The 19,110-nt window shown below is 65.7% G+C and carries 19 protein-coding genes and 1 pseudogene; 7 read left to right on the top strand and 13 right to left on the bottom strand.

Annotated elements, in window-relative coordinates; all coding sequences use genetic code 11:
* Nucleotides 1-71 precede the first annotated feature (71 nt).
* The 5 genes from IPP28_04715 to IPP28_04695 are packed head-to-tail and all read right to left on the bottom strand — an operon-like array spanning nt 72 to nt 5,606.
* Complete coding sequence (locus tag IPP28_04715; protein ID MBL0040348.1) at nt 72-1,619, bottom strand: SpoIIE family protein phosphatase; 1,548 nt, start codon at nt 1,617-1,619, stop codon at nt 72-74.
* A 4-nt stretch (nt 1,620-1,623) separates the two neighbouring features.
* Nucleotides 1,624-1,806, bottom strand: coding sequence for a hypothetical protein (locus IPP28_04710; GenBank protein MBL0040347.1), 183 nt, complete (start codon nt 1,804-1,806; stop codon nt 1,624-1,626).
* Complete coding sequence (locus tag IPP28_04705; protein MBL0040346.1) at nt 1,806-2,660, bottom strand: MoxR family ATPase; 855 nt, start codon at nt 2,658-2,660, stop codon at nt 1,806-1,808. The genes IPP28_04710 and IPP28_04705 overlap by 1 nt, the downstream gene beginning before the upstream one ends.
* 3 nt (nt 2,661-2,663) lie before the next feature.
* On the bottom strand, nt 2,664-3,224 hold the full coding sequence (locus IPP28_04700) for a hypothetical protein (protein MBL0040345.1): 561 nt from the start codon (nt 3,222-3,224) through the stop codon (nt 2,664-2,666).
* Between the two features lie 45 nt (nt 3,225-3,269).
* Nucleotides 3,270-5,606 carry an RNA-binding transcriptional accessory protein gene (locus IPP28_04695; GenBank protein ID MBL0040344.1) on the bottom strand — a complete coding sequence of 779 codons (2,337 nt, stop codon included), beginning with the start codon at nt 5,604-5,606 and terminating at the stop codon, nt 3,270-3,272.
* A 192-nt stretch (nt 5,607-5,798) separates the two neighbouring features.
* Here IPP28_04695 and IPP28_04690 point away from each other — a divergent pair, with 192 nt between their 5' ends.
* Together IPP28_04690 and IPP28_04685 are read left to right on the top strand one after the other, a co-directional pair.
* Nucleotides 5,799-6,038, top strand: a complete 240-nt coding sequence (locus tag IPP28_04690) for a type II toxin-antitoxin system ParD family antitoxin (GenBank protein MBL0040343.1) — start codon at nt 5,799-5,801, stop codon at nt 6,036-6,038.
* Nucleotides 6,035-6,334 carry a type II toxin-antitoxin system RelE/ParE family toxin gene (locus IPP28_04685; GenBank protein MBL0040342.1) on the top strand — a complete coding sequence of 100 codons (300 nt, stop codon included), beginning with the start codon at nt 6,035-6,037 and terminating at the stop codon, nt 6,332-6,334. Before IPP28_04690 ends, IPP28_04685 begins: the two co-directional genes overlap by 4 nt.
* 7 nt (nt 6,335-6,341) lie before the next feature.
* Here the strand turns inward: IPP28_04685 and prpF are convergent, their stop codons facing one another.
* The 4 genes from prpF to acnD all read right to left on the bottom strand — a co-directional run bounded on the left by prpF (nt 6,342) and on the right by acnD (nt 10,818).
* The gene (prpF, locus tag IPP28_04680) at nt 6,342-7,529 is read right to left on the bottom strand and encodes a 2-methylaconitate cis-trans isomerase PrpF (protein MBL0040341.1); all 1,188 of its coding nucleotides are present in this window, start codon (nt 7,527-7,529) and stop codon (nt 6,342-6,344) included.
* Between the two features lie 23 nt (nt 7,530-7,552).
* The gene (locus IPP28_04675; protein MBL0040340.1) at nt 7,553-7,858 is read right to left on the bottom strand and encodes a HigA family addiction module antidote protein; all 306 of its coding nucleotides are present in this window, start codon (nt 7,856-7,858) and stop codon (nt 7,553-7,555) included.
* Between the two features lie 12 nt (nt 7,859-7,870).
* A complete protein-coding gene (locus IPP28_04670; protein MBL0040339.1) occupies nt 7,871-8,149 on the bottom strand; it encodes a type II toxin-antitoxin system RelE/ParE family toxin in 279 nt (92 codons plus the stop codon).
* A 71-nt stretch (nt 8,150-8,220) separates the two neighbouring features.
* On the bottom strand, nt 8,221-10,818 hold the full coding sequence (gene acnD, locus IPP28_04665) for a Fe/S-dependent 2-methylisocitrate dehydratase AcnD (protein ID MBL0040338.1): 2,598 nt from the start codon (nt 10,816-10,818) through the stop codon (nt 8,221-8,223).
* A 61-nt stretch (nt 10,819-10,879) separates the two neighbouring features.
* On the opposite strand from acnD, the gene IPP28_04660 reads away from it, so the two are divergent.
* Nucleotides 10,880-11,338: a hypothetical protein gene (locus IPP28_04660; GenBank protein MBL0040337.1), complete on the top strand. Its 459-nt coding sequence runs from the start codon at nt 10,880-10,882 to the stop codon at nt 11,336-11,338.
* On the opposite strand, the gene IPP28_04655 is transcribed toward IPP28_04660, so the two are convergent.
* Entirely contained in the window at nt 11,339-12,082 is a 744-nt protein-coding gene (locus IPP28_04655; GenBank protein ID MBL0040336.1) for a DUF4339 domain-containing protein, read from the bottom strand.
* Nucleotides 12,079-13,974 carry a tRNA uridine-5-carboxymethylaminomethyl(34) synthesis enzyme MnmG gene (gene mnmG / locus IPP28_04650; GenBank protein MBL0040335.1) on the bottom strand — a complete coding sequence of 632 codons (1,896 nt, stop codon included), beginning with the start codon at nt 13,972-13,974 and terminating at the stop codon, nt 12,079-12,081. Before mnmG ends, IPP28_04655 begins: the two co-directional genes overlap by 4 nt.
* Nucleotides 13,975-14,682: 708 nt before the next feature.
* Here mnmG and IPP28_04645 point away from each other — a divergent pair.
* From IPP28_04645 to IPP28_04630, 4 genes are all read left to right on the top strand, one after another.
* Nucleotides 14,683-14,877 carry a hypothetical protein gene (locus tag IPP28_04645; GenBank protein ID MBL0040334.1) on the top strand — a complete coding sequence of 65 codons (195 nt, stop codon included), beginning with the start codon at nt 14,683-14,685 and terminating at the stop codon, nt 14,875-14,877.
* A gap of 97 nt (nt 14,878-14,974) precedes the next feature.
* The gene (locus tag IPP28_04640) at nt 14,975-15,982 is read left to right on the top strand and encodes a GDP-mannose 4,6-dehydratase (GenBank protein ID MBL0040333.1); all 1,008 of its coding nucleotides are present in this window, start codon (nt 14,975-14,977) and stop codon (nt 15,980-15,982) included.
* Complete coding sequence (gene gmd / locus IPP28_04635) at nt 15,979-17,088, top strand: GDP-mannose 4,6-dehydratase (protein ID MBL0040332.1); 1,110 nt, start codon at nt 15,979-15,981, stop codon at nt 17,086-17,088. Before IPP28_04640 ends, gmd begins: the two co-directional genes overlap by 4 nt.
* A gap of 4 nt (nt 17,089-17,092) precedes the next feature.
* Nucleotides 17,093-18,022 carry a GDP-L-fucose synthase gene (locus IPP28_04630; protein ID MBL0040331.1) on the top strand — a complete coding sequence of 310 codons (930 nt, stop codon included), beginning with the start codon at nt 17,093-17,095 and terminating at the stop codon, nt 18,020-18,022.
* Here the strand turns inward: IPP28_04630 and IPP28_04625 are convergent.
* Complete coding sequence (locus IPP28_04625; protein ID MBL0040330.1) at nt 17,992-18,240, bottom strand: hypothetical protein; 249 nt, start codon at nt 18,238-18,240, stop codon at nt 17,992-17,994. The two genes, IPP28_04630 and IPP28_04625, sit on opposite strands and share 31 nt — an antisense overlap.
* A gap of 151 nt (nt 18,241-18,391) precedes the next feature.
* Nucleotides 18,392-19,102 (bottom strand): annotated as a pseudogene (locus tag IPP28_04620) (undecaprenyl/decaprenyl-phosphate alpha-N-acetylglucosaminyl 1-phosphate transferase).
* Between the last annotated feature and the right edge of the window lie 8 nt (nt 19,103-19,110).

Genomic DNA, 19,110 nt, shown 5'->3' with positions numbered 1-19,110 from the left:
ATCATTGGAAAAGGCCCGACAATTCGGGGGCGGCACCTTATCTTTTGTTGCGATTTGACACAAGCGACTGACTAAGGACGCGACACCACCAACAAACTGGCGTCGTCGTTGCTGCGGCGGGCGAGGCGACGCAACGCGGCGAGCGTCGCGGCGGCGGGTGCGGGTTGTGCGAGCAGGTCGCGGCAGGCGGCGCGGATCGCGGGATCGGCGAGCGACTCGCTGTAGCCGTCGGTGGCGATGATCCAGCGATCTCCCGCGGCAAGCGCGAGGGATTCGGCGGCATGGCGCGCATCGGGCATCACCCCGATCGGTGGGTGACCCTGAAGTTCGGCGCTGCCGACCACGCCGTCGCGGCGCGCCATCCAGCATTGACCGTGACCCGCGTCGACCACCGCGACACGACCGTCGGCATCGATGCGCGCCAGCCACAGCGTGATGAACTGACCGGGCGCCAGCACCGTCGCGAGCTCCGCGGCGAGATGATCGGCCACGGCCGCAGGAGAAGTCGAACGGCGGCACTCGCTGCGCAGGATCGCCAGCGCCGTCGCCATCAACAATGCGGCGGCGCTGCCATGACCGACGACATCGCCGACGAAGCACCAGACTGCGCCATCCCTGGCCGCAAGCACATCGATGAAGTCGCCGCACATGCCGGCGCCGGGCTCGGTGCTGAAGGCGTAGTCGATGTCGCTGGCGCGGCCGTTGCGCGATGCGCACAACTGCGTCTGCACGCGACGTGCCTGCGACTGTTCCGCCGCGAGGCGTTCGCGCTCGGCGGCCGCATGCAATCCTTCGCGATGCGCGATGGCCAATGCGGCAATCCTCGCCGCCGCCTCGATGTAGGCGAGCACGCTGCCGTCCTGATCCCGGAATGGCTCGGCGCGATCGAGATACAGCCACGTCGGTTCGGCGACGCCGCTCAGGCGGATGCACACCGCATGGGCCACCGGATGCGCGATCAGGCTCGCCCCCATCTCCGCCGGCGCGATCGACTCCAGCACCGCCGGCGTCTCCGGCTCGGCGGCGTGCATCAGCGTCGTGCTGAACGCGCGATCGGCAACGCCGTCGTCGGCATGCAGCGCGGCGACCGTGATGTCGTCGATGTCGCCGCGCAGCAAGGCGACGCGGTCGTACGCAAGGCTGCTGCCGAGGTCGCGGCACAAGGCCGCCAGCAGCGACTGCTCGTCCTCTGCATGCTGGGCGGTGTGTGCCAGTGCGAACAATGCGCGCAGCCGCAATTGCGGCACCGAACCCACGGTGGACGGGCGATGCAGCGCCGATGGCACCGGCTCTCCGGCCGGCCGCCCGAGCCGGACCACGAAGGTCCACGGACCGATGCGCAACCGGTCCTCGGCCGCGAGCGGCACGTCCTGCTCCGGCACCAGGCGTGCCGCATTCAATATCGTGCCCTGGGTGCTGCCGAGGTCGCGCAGGCACCAGCGGCCGTCGATCACGGCGAGGCGCGCATGCTGGCGAGACACCGCGATGTCGACGAGCTGGATCTCGTTCTCGGGCGCACGCCCGATGCGGCATTCGCCCGGCACCAGCGGCCCGACGTGGGCCCGCGGCGGTCCGGATTCGATCGCAAGCAACAGCGGCGGCGGAGCGGCGTCGCGCATGCGATCAGAAGACGGTGATCAGCGCGATGCCAAGGGCGGCGTAACAGACGATCACCGTCCAGAAATAGCGCGGGCGCGACATCCGGTGGATCTCGCGCATCTGCCAGCCCGACTTCGCATGCACGCGCCCCTGCAGCAGCGCGAACGCGGTGTAGGCCAGCACGCCGCAGCCGAGAATCGGAAACATCAGCCGCGCCGGGCCATGAACGCGAGCTTCTCGAACAGATGGACGTCGGCTTCGTTCTTGACCAGTGCGCCGTACAGCGGCGGCAACAGCTTGCGCGCGTTCTTCTCGCGCAGCACGTCGAGCGGGATGTCCTCGGCCACCAGCAGCTTGATCCAGTCGAGCAGTTCCGATGTGCTCGGCTTCTTCTTCAGCGACGGTGCGTCGCGCACGTGGAAGAACGCCTGCAGCGCCTCGTTGACCAGTTCGCGCTTGATGCCCGGATAATGCGAGTCGACGATGCGGGTCAGCGTCTCGGCATCGGGGAAACGGATGTAGTGGAAGAAGCAGCGGCGCAGGAACGCGTCCGGCAATTCCTTCTCGTTGTTGCTGGTGATGATCACGATCGGCCGATGTTTCGCACGGATCGTCTCCTGTGTCTCGTAGACGTAGAAATCCATGCGGTCGAGTTCGCGCAGCAGGTCGTTCGGGAACTCGATGTCGGCCTTGTCGATCTCGTCGATCAACAGCACCGCGCGCTGCTCGGACGCGAACGCCTCCCACAGCTTGCCGGGCACGATGTAGTTGCGGATGTCGCCGACGCGCGCATCACCGAGCTGCGAATCGCGCAGGCGCGAGACCGCATCGTATTCATACAGGCCATGCTGAGCCTTGGTGCTTGACTTGATGTGCCACTCGATCAACGGCATCGCCAGGGATCGCGCGACTTCTTCCGCCAGCAAGGTCTTGCCGGTGCCGGGTTCGCCCTTGATCAGCAACGGCCGCTGCAGCGTGATCGCGGCATTGACCGCGAGCATCAGGTCGTCGGTGGCGATGTAGCGGTCGGTACCTTCGAAGCGCGTTCCGGAAGCGGGCATGGGTTACTCGAAGCTGTCGGCAAAGATGTGGTTGATGCTGGGCAGGTCGAGCGACAGCATCTGGTAGGCATCGAACGTCAGCAGCGCGATGGCGCGGACGCGCAGGTTGCCGGTGTCGATCGCGGGCGGCTGCCAGGTCAGTTGCAAGGGCAGCGCCTTCGGGTTGGCATCGGCGTGCGTGAGCACCGGTGTCTGTCCAGCGAAATCGCAGCCCTGATAGCCATCGAACACCGCCTTGATGCCGGTCGGAAACGGCCCGCTGAAATTGCCGCGCTTGATCGGCTTCGATTCGGCGTCGAGCGCGTCGGGATCCTCGACATAGATGAGGACACCACGCACTTGCATCTGCGGATCGACATTCACCAGCGACAGCGTCATCGCCACGCCGGGCGTGTATTGCGCCGGCGTCGCGACCAGCGTGTAGCCCATGTTCGAGATCGGATTGCCCATCGGCGATTCGAGGATGTCGTCGGCGTGGCAGGTCGGCGCACCGCCATGAAAGGCGGATGCCGCCATCGGCATCACCAGCAAGGTCATCCAGGACAGGGGCAGCACGCGTCTCATGCGGTCTAGCCTAGCGGCTGTCCGCTGGCATCGCCCGGGCCTGTGTCACGAACGCTTCGCCTTCGCGAACGCATCGGCCAGGGCGTTGTTGGACGGCGCCGGCTTCTGCGCCGGCAACTTGACGGCCACGGGACGCGCACCCGGCACGGCCTTGGCGTCACCGACCGGATCGTCCATGCGCATGGTCAGGGCGACGCGCTTGCGCTGCAGATCCACTTCGAGCACCTTGACCTTGACGATGTCGCCGGCCTTCACCACTTCGCGCGGGTCCTTGACGAACTTGCTCGACAGCGCCGAGACATGCACCAGTCCATCCTGGTGCACGCCGATGTCGACGAAGGCACCGAAGGCGGCGACATTCGAGATGCGGCCTTCGAGCACCATGCCGGGCTTCAGGTCCTTCAGGTCTTCGACCCCTTCGGCGAAGGACGGCGTGACGAATTCGGGGCGCGGATCACGGCCCGGCTTTTCCAGTTCCTTGAGGATGTCGCGCACCGTCGGCACGCCGAACTTCTCGTCGGTGAAGCCGGCCGGATCGAGTCCGCGCAAGGTCTTGGTGTCGCCGATCAGGCTGCGGATCTCCTTGCCGGTTTTCGCGAGGATGCGCTCGACCACCGGATAGGCTTCCGGATGTACGCCCGAGGCATCGAGCGGATGGGCGCCGTTCGCGATGCGCAGGAATCCGGCGCATTGCTCGAAGGCCTTGTCGCCGAGGCGCGGCACCTTCAGCAGATCGCGGCGTGACTGGAACGCACCGTGCTGGTCGCGGTACTTGACGATGTTCTCGGCGACGCTCGCGCTCAGGCCGGCGACCCGTGTCAGCAACGGCTGCGACGCGGTATTGAGATCGACCCCGACGCCGTTCACGCAGTCCTCGACGCGCGCATCCAGCGCACGCGCCAGCTTCACCTGATTGACGTCGTGCTGGTATTGACCGACCCCGATCGCCTTCGGATCGATCTTCACCAGTTCGGCCAGCGGATCCTGCAGGCGGCGTGCAATCGACACTGCGCCGCGATACGACACGTCCATGTCGGGGAACTCTTTCGCGGCCAGTTCCGAGGCTGAATACACCGATGCTCCAGCCTCGCTGACCACGACCTTCGCGATCTTCAGTTCCGGATGTTTCTTGGCGAGCTCGCCGACCAGCTTCTCGGTCTCGCGCGAGGCGGTGCCGTTGCCGATCGAGACCAATTGCACGCCAAGCTGGCGGCAACCGGCGGCGAGTTGCGCGATCGATTCGTCCCAGCGATTCATCGGCTGATGCGGGAACACGGCGCCCGTGGTCAGCACCTTGCCAGTGGCGTCGACGGCAGCGATCTTGACGCCGGTACGCAGGCCCGGATCGAGTCCGAGCACGACCTTCGGCCCCGCCGGCGCCTGCAGCATCAGGTCCTTCAGGTTGTCGCCGAAGACGCGAATGGCTTCGTCTTCTGCGGCCTCGCGAGCACGACCGAACAAGTCCAGCGTCAACGACAACGACAGCTTCACGCGCCAGGTCAGGCGCACCGATTCGAGCAGCCAGGTGTCGGCGGCACGACCGCTCGCGCCGACGCCGACCTGCTTCGCGATCAGGCCTTCGGCGAGTGCATGTCCGGCCTTGGCCATCTCGTCGAGCGCGCCCGCTTCGTTGTTCGCCCGCACGACGTTCTGCTGGCCGGCACGCGGCATCAATTCCAGATCGAGAAAGCCTTCGTTGCGCGCCCGCATCAGGGCCAGCAGGCGATGCGACGGGATCGCCTTGATCGGCTCGGCGTGATCGAAATAGTCGCGGTACTTCGCGGCGTCGTTCTGCTTGCCGTCGATCACCTTGGCGCGGATCAGGGCGCTGTCCCAGAGCCAGTCGCGCAAGGCACCGACGAGCGCGGGCGTCTCGCTCCAGCGCTCCATCAGGATCGCGCGCGCACCATCGAGCGCGGCCTTGGCGTCGGCCACGCCCTTGTCGGCATCGATGTAGGCCAGGGCTTCGGCTTGGGGATCGCGGGTCGGATCGGCGGTCAACGCATCGGCCAGGGGTTCGAGGCCGGCTTCACGCGCAATCTGCGCCTTGGTTCGCCGTTTGGGCTTGTAGGGCAGGTAAAGGTCTTCGAGGCGCGCCTTGGAATCGGCCGCGAGCAGGTCGCCGCGCAGCGCGTCGGTCATCTTGCCCTGCTCGTCGATGCTGGCGAGGATGGCCTCGCGCCGATCTTCGAGCTCGCGCAGATACACAAGACGTTCTTCGAGCGTGCGCAATTGCGTGTCATCGAGCCCGCCGGTCGCTTCCTTGCGGTAGCGCGCGATGAAAGGCACGGTCGCACCCTCGTCGAGCAATTGAACGGCCGAATGGACTTGTGCTGGCGTCGCGCCGATGTCGGCGGCGATGCGTTGGGCGATCTTCAGCATGCGGGGAAAAGCTCCGGAAGGGATCGCGCTCAGTCAGCGATCGGTACGACATGGAAACGGGGCGACATTGTAGCGAGCAATGGAATCGCGCTCCGCAGGGTGCGCCAGCGAACGCGGACGCGCGGGCGACCCGGAACCAATTGACGCATGCAACCTGCTGTACCAATATTTGGTAAAGCACGGGAGAGCGTCATGGCCAGGAACACCAGTGTCAGTCTGGGCGACCACTTCGAACAATTCATCGACAGCCAGATCGACACGGGCCGCTACGGTTCTGCGAGCGAGGTGGTGCGCGCCGGTTTGCGCCTGCTCGAGACGACCGAGAGCAGGCTGGAGGTACTGAGGAAGGCCTTGGTGTCCGGCGAGCGCAGCGGACGTGCCGAATACACCCGAGCCTCGCTCATGTCGGAACTTGATTCGGAAACGCAGTGACTGCATTCGACCTGACACGGTCGGCGCGTGCCGACCTGAAGGCGATCGCGCGTTACACCCAGTCGCATTGGGGCCTGGCCCAGCGAAATGCGTATCTCGACGACATGGACCAATTGTTTCATCTGCTGGCGGGGAACCCGTCCATCGGGCGAAGCTGTGACGAGATTCGTGCCGGCTACCGGAAATTCCCGCATGGCGAACACGTGATCTATTACAAGCTGCTCGCGGCGAACGATCTGCTGATCGTGCGCATTCTGCATGCGACGATGGACGTCGACGCGCACCTGGGCAGCTGAGCGCCGCTCACCCCACCTTCGGCACGCGCACCCAGCCTTCCATCAACACGCGCGCACTGCGGCTCATGATCGCCCTGGTGACGATCCACTGACCATCGCGCTGCTCGGCCTTCGCACCGACGCGCAAGGTGCCGCTCGGGTGACCGAAGCGCACCGCGTCACGCGGACCGCCACCGGCGGCGAGGTTCACCAGCGTGCCCGGGACCGAAGCTGCGGTCGCGATCGCGACCGCGCAGGTCGCCATCATCGCGTGATGCAGCTTGCCCATCGACAGGGCGCGCACCAGCACGTCGACGTCGCTGGCTTCAATGCGCTTGCCGCTGGATGCGGTGTAGGCCGTCGGCGGCGCGACGAACGCGATCTTCGGCGTGTGCTGGCGCGTCGCCGCTTCGCTCACGTCCCTGATCACGCCCATGCGCAATGCCGCATGCACGCGAATGGTTTCGAGCTTCGCGAGCAGGGCGGCATCGTTGTTGATGTCGGCCTGCAATTCGGTGCCTTTCAGTCCAAGCGCTTCCGCTTTCAGGAACACGGTCGGGATGCCGGAATTGATCATGGTCGCCGCGAACGACCCGAGGCCCGGCACGTCCAGCGTGTCGACGATGTTCCCTGTCGGAAACATCGAGCCGCCTTCGTCGCCCGAGTCTTCGGCCGGATCGAGGAATTCCAGTTCGATCTCGGCGGCCGGGAAGGTCACGCCATCGAGTTCGAAATCGCCGAGTTCCTGCACCTGGCCATCGCGCATCGGCACATGCGCGAGGATGGTCTTGCCGATGTTCGCCTGCCAGATGCGGATCGTCGCGATGCCATCGCGCGGCAGGCGCGCGGCCTCGACCAAGCCGTTCGTGATCGCGAATGGACCCACCGCCGAACTGAGATTGCCGCAGTTGCCCGACCAGTCCACGAAGGCCTGCTCGATCGCAACCTGGCCGTACAGATAGTCGACGTCGTGATCCGGCACCGCGCTCTTGCTGATGATCACCGTCTTGCTCGTGCTCGACGTCGCACCGCCCATGCCGTCGGTCTGCTTGCCGTAAGGATCCGGCGAACCGATCACCCGCATCAGCAGCGCGTCGCGCGCCGCACCCGGCACCTGCGCCTCCGCCGGCAAGTCCTCCAGCTTGAAGAACACACCCTTGCTGGTGCCGCCGCGCATGTAGGTGGCGGGGATCTTGAGTTGTAGCTGACGCGGCATGAGGTGGCTTCCGTTCAAGAGAATCAGGCTGCGCGCTCCATCACCGGAACTTCGCGCACGATGCGTTTGCCGATCGCGATCTCTGCGACCCGCAGGTCGTACATCGCCTGCAGATTCAGCCAGAACTGAGGCGAGGTATCGAAATAGCGGCCCAATCGCAATGCCGTATCGGCACTGACCCCGCGGCGCTCACGCACGATGTCGTTGACGCGGGGCGCAGGTACGTTCAGCGCCTTGGAGAGCGCGTTGGCACTCATGCCGAGCGGCACGAGGAAGTCTTCGCGCAGGATTTCGCCGGGATGCACCGGTCGCATGCCGTTCTTGATCATGTCGGGGCTCCATCAGTGGTAGTCCACAATCTCCACCTGCTCGGCATGACTGCCGCTCCAGGTGAAACAAATGCGGAATTGGTCGTTAATCCGGATACTGTGCTGTCCTGCGCGATCACCCTTCAATGCCTCCAGGAAATTTCCCGGCGGCGAGCGCAAGTCACGCAACTCCTGCGCCGCGTCCAATGCACCCAGACGCCGCATCGCGACCCGGGCGATGCTCGCGAACCGGCGTGAACGACCGCCTACGAACAGCGCCTGCGTCTCGTCGCACCGGACGCTCAAGATCATGCCGGAAATGTATAACGCTAAACGTTAAACGACAAGCATCGATCAGGTCCAGCCTGCGGCATGCGTGTCCATCATGCCGCACCCGCCAGGAAATCCTGCGCGAAGCGCTGCAGCACGCCGCCGGCTTCGTAGATCGAAACTTCCTCGTCGGAATCGAGGCGGCAGATGACCGGCACTTCGACGCGTTCGCCGTTCTTGCGATGGATGACGAGGGCCAGCGTCGTGCGCGGCTTGCGTTCGCCGAGGACGTCGAAGGTTTCCGTGCCATCGATGGCGAGCGTGAGGCGAGTCGTGCCCGGCTGGAACTCCAGCGGCAATACGCCCATGCCGATCAGGTTGGTGCGATGGATGCGTTCGAAGCCCTCGGCGACGATGGCTTCGACACCGGCGAGGCGCACGCCCTTGGCGGCCCAGTCGCGCGAACTGCCCTGGCCGTAGTCGGCCCCAGCAATGATGATCAGCGGCTGCTTGCGCGCCATGTAGGTCTCGATCGCCTCCCACATGCGCGTCACCTGGCCCTCCGGTTCGATCCGGGCTAGCGAGCCCTTCTTCACCGCGCCGTCGTCCCCGCGCACCATTTCGTTCTGCAGGGTCGGGTTCGCGAAGGTGGCGCGCAATGCGGTCAGGTGATCGCCGCGATGCGTCGCGTAGGAATTGAAGTCCTCTTCCGGCAGGCCCATCTTGGCGAGGTATTCGCCGGCGGCGCTGTCGCGCAGGATCGCGTTCGAGGGCGACAGGTGGTCGGTGGTGATGTTGTCGCCAAGCACGGCGAGCGGACGCAAGGCCTTCAACGTGCGCTCGCCAGCCAAGGCGCCTTCCCAGTACGGCGGGCGACGGATGTAGGTGCTCTGCGCGCGCCAGTCATACAGCGGCTTGATGCCGGAGGTGGCACCTGCACGCGGCGCGAACATCGGGTCGTAGACCTTGCGGAAGTGCTCGGGCTTCACGCTGCTCGCGACGATCGCATCGATCTCGGCATCGCTCGGCCACAGATCCTTCAGTCGAACTTCCTGACCGTTCGCATCGATGCCGAGCACGTCCTTCTCGATGTCGAAGCGGATGGTGCCGGCGATGGCATAGGCGACCACCAATGGCGGCGAGGCCAGGAACGCCTGCTTCGCATACGGATGGATGCGGCCGTCGAAGTTGCGGTTGCCGGACAACACCGCGGTCGCGTACAGATCGCGGTCGATGATCTCTTTCTGGATGGCCGGATCGAGCGCGCCGCTCATGCCGTTGCAGGTGGTGCAGGCGAAGGCGACGATGCCGAAGCCGAGTTGTTCCAGTTCCGGCAACAGCTTCGCTTCCTCCAGGTACAACTGCACCGCCTTCGAGCCGGGCGCCAGCGAGGTTTTCACCCACGGCTTGCGCGTGAGGCCGCGCGCGTTGGCGTTGCGCGCGAGCAGGCCGGCGGCGATGACGTTGCGCGGGTTCGAGGTGTTCGTGCAGGACGTGATCGCGGCGATGATGACCGCTCCGTCCGGCATCGTGCCCTCGCTCGGCATCGACCAGGGTTGCGCGATCTCGCGCTCGGCCAGTGCCGAGGTCGGCAGGCGCTTGTGCGGGTTCGACGGGCCGGCCATGTTGCGAACGACAGTTGAAAGGTCGAACTGCAGGCTGCGTTCGTATTCGGCGCTGGCGAGTGCGTCCGCCCACAGTCCGGCCTGCTTCGCATAGGTCTCGACGAGTTTTACTTGCTCGTCGCTGCGGCCGGTCAGGCGCAGGTAGTCGAGCGTGTTCTGATCGATGAAGAACATCGCCGCTGTGGCGCCGTATTCGGGTGCCATGTTCGAGATCGTCGCGCGGTCGCCGAGCGTCAGCGCCGCCGCGCCTTCGCCGCGGAATTCCAGGTAGGCGCCAACGACTTTTTCCTTGCGCAGGAATTCGGTCAAGGCCAGCACCACGTCGGTGGCGGTGATGCCGGGCGCGGGCCGGCCAGCGAGCTCGACGCCGATGATGTCCGGCGTGCGCATCCACGAGGCGCGGCCGAGCATGACGTTCTCGGCTTCGAGACCGCCGACGCCGACGGCGATGACGCCGAGCGCATCGACATGCGGCGTGTGACTGTCGGTGCCGACGCAGGTGTCGGGAAACGCGAGACCCTCCTGCGCGTGGATCACCGGGGACATCCGCTCCAGGTTGATCTGGTGCATGATGCCGTTGCCGGGCGGGATCACGTCGACATTCTTGAACGCGAAGCGCGTCCAGTCGATGAAGTGGAAGCGGTCGTCGTTGCGGCGATCCTCGATGGCGCGGTTCTTCGCGAACGCGTCCCGCTCGAAGCCGCCGTGTTCGACCGCGAGCGAGTGGTCCACGATCAGCTGCACCGGCACCACCGGATTCACCTTGGCCGGATCGCCGCCCATGTCGGCAATGGCATCGCGCAGGCCGGCCAGGTCGACCAATGCGGTCTGGCCGAGGATGTCGTGGCAGACCACGCGCGCCGGGAACCACGGGAAGTCGAGGTCGCGCTTGCGGTCGATCAGCTGCGTCAGATACGCATCGACCTTGTCCGGATCGGCCTTGCGCACGATGTTTTCGGCATGCACGCGGGCGGTGTAGGACAGCTTGTCGTAACTGCCCGGTGAAATCGCTTCGACGGCGGCGCGTGTGTCGACGTAGTCGAGCGACGTGCCGGGCAGCGGCTTGCGGAAACGAGTGGTATTCATGATTGATTGTTGACATCAGATGCGGCGAGGCGCTCATGATATCGCTGACGAGGAGACGACCATGCGGAATCGCGGATTTTGGTTGTTGGGGGCCCTGCTCGCGGCCGGTGGCGTTCGGGCGAGCACCGACCTGGGATGGCTGCAGGGCGACTGGTGCGGCGAGCGTGAGGGCGTGCAGAACGAGGAGCACTGGAGCAGCGCGAAAGCCGGCGTGATGCTGGGTTGGCATCGCGATACCCGCGACGGCAAGCTCGCCGGTTTCGAGTTCATGCGCATCACGTTCGATGCCGAGGGCATCCGCTTCCATGCGCAGCCGGGCGGCAAGCCCGAAACCGTGTTCCCGGCGACCGTGCACGAGGTGCATCGACTGGTGTTCGAGCAGCCGGCGCACGACTTCCCGAAGCGCGTGCACTATCGACTCAAGGACAACGGCGACCTGTTCGCGCGCATCGACGACGGCACCGATACCGGGCCGTCGATGGAATGGACCTGGTCGCGCTGCGTGGCAGCCGCGAAATAGTCAGCGGCAATCGTCGGGCAGATCGCCCTCAGTGACCGTGGTGGCCGACGCCGCGTCGATCGTGCCCAACGGCAGCATCCCGGCCGGCGGTGCAGACCGACCGCAACGGAACCAGATCTGGCCGTTCGCATTGCGATACGGCTGCAGCGCGAGCACGCCACGCGTCGTGTCGAACAGCAGGGTGCCGGCTTCGAGGCGCACACCGGTCAACGCGCCATACGGCGCGCTGCTCAGGCCGAGCTCGGCCAACGACTGTGGCACCTGGTCGTTGCTCATCACGACTTCGGCGTACGCGGTCTTGTACATGCCCGCTGCCGTCAGTGCCTCGGCCACGTCACCTCGACCCGCGCCCAACGACGGCAAGTTCAGCTTCGGCGTGCGCAGGAACGCGAACGCGGCTGCCGCCAGGATCGCGAACGTGAGCAGGCCGAGGCCCATGAACATCAGCGCGCGCTGGCGCTCGGGGGAGTTCGCGCTCGCCGTGACCGGCGCAGGGCGCGGCAGATCGCGAACGACCGGACGCGACGGCATCGGCGGCGGTGTCGGTGCAGCGCGTACCGATTCGATGCCGAGCAGCGCCAGGGCCGCATCCCGTTCGGTCCACTCACCCAGACCGTCCCACCACAACAGGTCGTCGCGACGCAGTGCGCCGTCGGCGACGAGCTGGCGGATCTTCTCCAGCGCATGCGGTCCCAACTGGTCGTTGCCACGACCGATCCAGATTTCCGCGGGTGTCGTGCTCATGCGCTTCTCGCAATATCGTCGGGTTGACCACGGCGCAGATGCACCAGCAGCAGGGAAATGGCGGCCGGGGTGACACCGCTGATGCGCGCCGCCTGACCCACGGTCGCGGGTTGTACGCGCGCCAGCTTCTGCCCGACTTCGGCCGACAGGCCGCGCACGTCGGCATAGGCAAAGCCGAGCGGAATCGGCAGCGATTCGTGGCGGCGCTGGCGCTCGATCTCGTCGCGCTGGCGATCGAGATAACCCGCGTACTTGATCCCGACCTCGACCTGCTCGGCGACCGCGGCATCGTCCACACCCGGACCCAGCGATGCGACCTGCATCAGCCTGGCGTAATCGAGTTCCGGACGGCGCAGCAATTCGATCGCGCTGGCTTCGCGCGTGATCGTGATGCCCAGCGTCTGCGCGATTTCGGCACCGAGCGCATTGTTCGGCGCCGCGTACACCCGCGACAAGCGGGCCTGCTCGGCCGCAACCGCGTCACGCTTGCGGGCAAACGCCGCCCAGCGCGCGTCATCGACGCAACCGAGGTCGCGACCGATCTCGGTCAGGCGGGTGTCGGCGTTGTCCTCCCGCAATTGCAGCCGGTATTCGGCGCGCGAGGTGAACATGCGGTAGGGCTCGGTGGTGCCGTGGGTGATCAGGTCGTCGATCAGCACGCCGACATAGGCTTCGTCGCGCCGCGGGCACCAGGCGTCACGGCCCTGCACCTTCAGCGCGGCGTTGAGACCGGCGATCAGCCCCTGCGCAGCCGCTTCCTCGTACCCGGTGGTGCCATTGATCTGGCCGGCGAAGAACAGGCCCTCGATCGCCTTCGTTTCCAGCGAGTGCTTCAGCCCGCGCGGATCGAAATAGTCGTATTCGATGGCATAACCCGGCCGCGTGATGTGCGCGTTTTCCATGCCCTGGATCGACCGCACCAGGGCCAGCTGCACGTCGAACGGCAGCGAGGTCGAGATGCCGTTCGGATAGATCTCGGTCGTGCTCAGGCCTTCCGGTTCGATGAAGATCTGGTGCGAGGTCTTGTCGGCGAAGCGCACGACCTTGTCCTCGATCGACGGGCAATAGCGCGGGCCGACGCCTTCGATCTTGCCGGTATACAGCGGCGAACGATCCAATCCGCTGCGGATGATGTCGTGGGTGCGTTCGCTGGTGTGGGTGATCCAGCAACTGACCTGCTGCGGGTGATCGGCCACCGAGCCGAGAAAACTGAAGACCGGCATCGGGGTGTCGCCGGGCTGTTCCTCGAGTTTCGAATAATCGATCGAACGGCCGTCGATGCGCGGCGGCGTGCCGGTCTTCAATCGATCGGCACCGAGCGGCAATTCACGCAGGCGCAGCGCCAGTGCCGTCGCGGGCGGGTCACCGGCACGCCCGCCTGCGTAGTGCTCGAAGCCGATGTGGATCTTGCCGGCGAGGAAGGTGCCGGCGGTCAGCACCACGGTCGGAGCGCGGAAACGCAGGCCCATCTGGGTGACGACACCGGCGACACGGTCGCCTTCCAGGATCAGGTCGTCCACGGCTTGCTGGAACAGCGTCAGATTCGGCGTCGTTTCGAGCACGCGCCGCACATGCGCCTTGTAGAGCGCACGGTCGGCCTGGCAGCGTGTTGCACGCACCGCCGGTCCCTTGCTCGCATTCAAGGTACGCCACTGGATGCCGGCGTGGTCGGCGGCGCGCGCCATCAGGCCGCCGAGCGCATCGACCTCCCGCACCAGATGGCCCTTGCCGATGCCGCCGATGGCCGGGTTGCAGCTCATCTGCCCCAGCGTCTCGATGTTGTGGCTGAGCAGCAGCGTGCGCGCACCACTGCGCGCGGCCGCGAGGCAGGCCTCGGTGCCGGCATGTCCGCCACCCACCACGATGACGTCGAATGTGCTGCTGTATTCCATGGTGTCCAATGGTTTCACGATAGGCGCCGCGGCGCGATTTTGTCAGTTTTCGGTCGCAGATTGCCGTTCCGGGTCGCGCCAATGTGGCGCCACAATCCGCCACTTTTTCCGGGCCTGCGAGAGGTCGAAATAGTGTGCGGCAGTTCACAGTTTATGCCGTCAGCAATTGTGAAGCGGCGCACATTTCGGGCCCCGCTGGCGCAACTCCTGCGACGACTTGAACGCACCGGGTCGGGCAAGCGCGCAACGCGCTGGACTGGCTGGCAGGGGACAGTCCTCGCGCCGACTCGGGAAGCTGCCGAAGTCCGCGGACGCGCGGACTTCAACCCGAACCAGGCCAGATCGGCCTGGTTCGTTCTGTCCGAACGGACGGTCCAGAACTGCCACGGCGAAGAAGGCTGGCGCCCGGCGGTCGTCGAGGAACAGGGGGTATCCTTTGTGACCGTTTAGTCCGGGCGCCAGTGACGCTGCGGTGCCGCGCGCTTGCGCCACACCACGTTATTTCGATTCTCGGGCTCAAGCCCCGTTGCCGCCCCCGCGGCGACCCCTCTCTTCCAGTACGTAAAATCGGGGCCGTTTGGATCATGCGCTTGTTTGCATTTCGCGACAACCTGCGCAAAGTCACAGTCGATCCGCTCACACCCCCGATGTGACCGCTGGCACGTTTTCTGCATGAACTCCATCGCAATCGAAGCAGGAGCTCAGGCCATGGACTCGCAACTCTCCACACTCGGCATCGACGAAGTCACCTTGCATCACGACCTGCTGATCGAACTCGGCAAAGTCGAGATGGCGCTCGAACAGATCCAGCCGGATCAAGAGACCCCGGCCGCGACCCAGTTCCAGCTGCTCGAGGGACGTCGCGCCAAGCTCAACGCGATGTTGTCCCGTCTCGCCGCCTGAGATCCCGCTTCCGGTTCTCCCGTTTCTCCTCCCCCTTCTGCCCGCCGTCTTGGCGGGTTTTTTTTGCCTGCGCCGCTGGATCCGCTAAGTTCGCGCGATGAATCGCACGGCATTGATCATCGGCATCTCCGGCCAGGATGGTGCGCTGCTCGCCGATCTGCTGCTGCGCAAGGGCTACCGGGTGCACGGCACGTCGCGCGATGCGCAACACACTGACTTCGCGAGCCTGGAGCGCATCGGCCTGCGCCAGCGCGTGAACTTGCATTCGCTGGCACCGACCGACTTTGGCAGCGTCGTTCAGGTACTGGGCAATCTGCATCCGGACGAGATCTACCTGCTGGCGGGGCAGAGTTCGGTCGCCCTGTCCTTCGAGCAGCCCGCGGCCACCCTGGAAAGCATCGCGATTGGCGCGTTGAACGTGCTCGAATCGATGCGTGTGCTCGACTTGCCGGCGCGGCTGTATCACGCCGGCTCCGGGGAATGCTTCGGCGACATCGACGGGATGGCTTGCGAAACCACGGCCTTCGCCCCGCGCAGCCCGTATGCGGTGGCCAAGGCCAGCGCCCATTGGGCGGTCGCCCACTACCGCGACGCGTATGGCCTGCACGCGAGCACCGGCATCCTGTTCAACCATGAGTCTCCGCTCCGGCCGGAGCGATTCGTGACGCGCAAGGTGGTGCGCGCGGCGGTGCGGATCGCCGCGGGTCAACGTGAACGACTTCGGCTCGGCACGCTGGACATCGCCCGCGACTGGGGTTGGGCACCGGAATACGTCGACGCGATGTGGCGCATGCTGGAGCAGCCGATGCCGGACGACTACGTGATCGCGACCGGCATCGCCACGCCGCTGGCCGAGTTCGTGGCGCGCACGTTTGCTGCCCTCGATCTCGACTGGCGCGATCATGTCGAGCATGACCCAAGTCTGCGTCGACCCAGCGACATCACGCGCAGTTGCGGCGACGCCGCCAAGGCCCGACGCCTGCTCGGTTGGCAAGCGACCACGTCGCTGGATACCCTGATCGGACACCTGATCGCCGCTGAACGAGGTCAGGCCTGGCCGACCGTCGCTTCGACGTCGCCCTCATCGGAGCTCACCCCGCCATGAAACGCGCCTTGATCACCGGCATCACCGGCCAGGACGGTGCCTACCTCGCCGAATTCCTGCTCGCGAAAGGGTATGAAGTGCATGGCATCAAGCGCCGTGCATCGAGCTTCAACACCGACCGCATCGACCATCTCTACCAGGACCCGCACGTCAGCGGCCGCCGCCTGGTCCTGCACTACGGCGATCTGACCGATGCGACCAACCTGATCCGGATCCTGCAACTGGTGCAACCGGACGAGATCTACAACCTTGGTGCGCAGAGCCATGTGCAGGTGTCGTTCGAGACGCCGGAATACACGGCGAACTCGGATGCGGTCGGAACGCTGCGCCTGCTCGAAGCGATGCGGATCCTCGGAATGGAGAAGAAGGCCCGCTTCTATCAGGCGTCCACATCCGAGCTGTACGGCAAGGTGCAGGAGACGCCGCAGCGCGAGACGACGCCGTTCTACCCGCGCTCGCCCTATGGCGTCGCCAAGCTGTACGCGTACTGGATCACCGTGAACTATCGCGAGTCCTACGGGATGTATGCGTGCAACGGGATCCTCTTCAATCACGAGTCGCCGTTGCGCGGCGAGACCTTCGTGACCCGCAAGATCACCCGCGCATTGGCCCGCATCCATCTGGGACTGCAGGACTGCCTGCATCTCGGCAATCTCGATGCCCGCCGCGACTGGGGCCACGCCCGCGATTACGTCGAGGCGCAATGGCTGATGCTGCAGCAGGACGCGGCCGAAGACTTCGTGATCGCCACCGGCGAGCAGCATTCGGTGCGCGATTTCGTCACCCGTGCCGCTGGCGAGATCGGCATCACCATCGACTGGCGCGGCAGCGGCCACGACGCACACGGCATCGTTGCATCGGCACCGCCGGATTCCGCCGCGAAGATCGGGCAACGCATCGTCGCGATCGACGCGCGCTACTTCCGTCCGGCCGAAGTCGAGACCCTGCTCGGCGACCCGAGCAAGGCGAAGTCCAAGCTCGGCTGGAGCGCACGGACCTCGTTCGCAGAACTCGTGAGCGAGATGATGCAGTCCGACCTCGCCCTCGCCCGCCGCGACGCCCTCGTCACCGATGCCGGCTACCGCGCGCCGAATCATCATGAGTGAACCCATGCACCAGGACGCCCGCATCCATATCGCCGGCCATCGCGGGCTGGTCGGTGGCGCGATACTGCGTCGACTGCAGGCCGAGGGCGCGACGAACCTGATCCTGCGCACGCATGCCGAACTGGACCTGATCGACCAGCATGCGGTCGATGCCTTCTTCGCCAGGGAACAACCGGAATTCGTCTTTCTGGCGGCGGCCAAGGTCGGTGGCATCCATGCCAACAATGCCTACCCGGCCGAGTTCATTCGCGACAACCTCGCGATCCAGACGAATGTCATCCACAGCGCCTGGAAGTACGGCGTGCGCAAGCTCTGCTTTCTCGGCTCGTCATGCATCTACCCGAAGCTGGCGCCGCAACCCTTGCGCGAGGACGCGCTGTTGACCGGTCCGCTCGAACCGACCAACGAGTGGTACGCGATCGCGAAGATCGCCGGCATCAAGATGTGCGAGGCCTACCGGAAGCAATACGGCTTCGACGCGATCAGCCTGATGCCGACCAACCTGTACGGCAGCGGCGACAACTTCGATCTGCAGAATTCGCACGTGCTGCCAGCGCTGATCCGCAAGTTCCACGAGGCCAAGCAGCGCGGCGAACCCTCGGTCACGATCTGGGGCAGTGGCACGCCGCGGCGCGAGTTCCTGCATGCCGACGATCTCGCCGACGCCGCCGTGTTCCTGATGCGCCACTACAGTGACGGGGCCTTCATCAATGTCGGGACCGGCGAGGACCTGACGATTCTGGCACTGGCGCAACTGGTCGCCGAGGTGGTCGGCTTCGACGGCACGATCGCGACCGATCCGACGAAACCCGACGGCACGCCGCGCAAGCTGATGGATGTGTCGCGCCTGCATGCACTTGGCTGGCGCCATCGCATCGGCTTGCGTGAAGGGATCGAGGCGACCTACGCGTCGTTTCGCGCCGCAGCGTCCTGACGGCGCTCCCAGAACCGGGCGGCACGGAAGAACGCGACGGCGCGCGCGCGCTTCGCGGTCAGCAGGAACCACAGCGCGAGCGCCACCAGATACGCCGCCATCAGCAGCGGCTCCGGCAGGTTCCAGCGCATGCATTGGCCGATGACGAGCCCGGCCAGCAATGTGAAGACCGACAGGCCGATGGCGGTACCGGCGGACTGAAACCCGGCATCGCGCATGATGTGGTGGACATGATCGTGATCGGCCGAGAACGGCGAACGCCCGGCGCTTGCGGCGCACGATCAGGACCAGGCAGTCGATCACCGGCACCGGCGCCAGCCACAGCGCCAGCACGGGGCTGACCGGATGACCTTCGTTCTGGGTCAGGCGAAAGCAGGTCCAGGCGATCACCAGCCCGAGCAGGGCGCTGCCGGAATTGCCCATGAAGGCGTGCGCCCGCGCCCGCCATGGAAAGCGGAAGTTGAATGCGAGAAAGCCGGCCACGGCACCGACCATCACCAGGCTGCGCTTCACCAGCACGACGTTGCCCGAGTAGGCCGCCGCCGCGACGACCATCAGCAGGGTCGCCAGCACCAGAGTGCCGGCCAGTCCGTCGACCCCGTCGATCATGTTCATCGCATTGATCAGGCCCACGGTCGCGAAGATCGTGATCGGCACCGACAACGCACCCAGCGGCGTATCGCCGATGCCGAGCACCGGCCCGAGATGCTCGATGCGCACGCCGCCGCCATAGATCAGGATCAGCGCCGCCGCGACCTGCACGCCGATGCGCAGCCACCAGCGCAGGTCGTATCGATCGTCCAGCCAGCCGGTCACCACCAGCATCACCGCGGCCACGACGAAAGCCGTAGCGGCGGAGGTCGATTCGACCACCGTCATCATCGTCACGACGATGCCGAACAGCATCGCGACACCGCCGGTAGCCGGCGTCACCCACGCATGGTTTTTGCGGTCGGTCGGATGGTCGACGAGGCCGAGACGCGCGGCGACCGGAAACAGCAGCAGCATCGCGAATGCGGTCAGTCCGGCCGCAGCCAGCAATCCCCACCACCATGCACCATCGAATCCATCGAACCGCATTCCATCCA

This window comes from Lysobacterales bacterium (assembly GCA_016721845.1).
Classification (GTDB): Bacteria; Pseudomonadota; Gammaproteobacteria; order Xanthomonadales; family Ahniellaceae; genus JADKHK01.
Note: the sequence above shows the minus strand (reverse complement) of the source record. Positions and strands in the feature narration are given on the sequence as shown.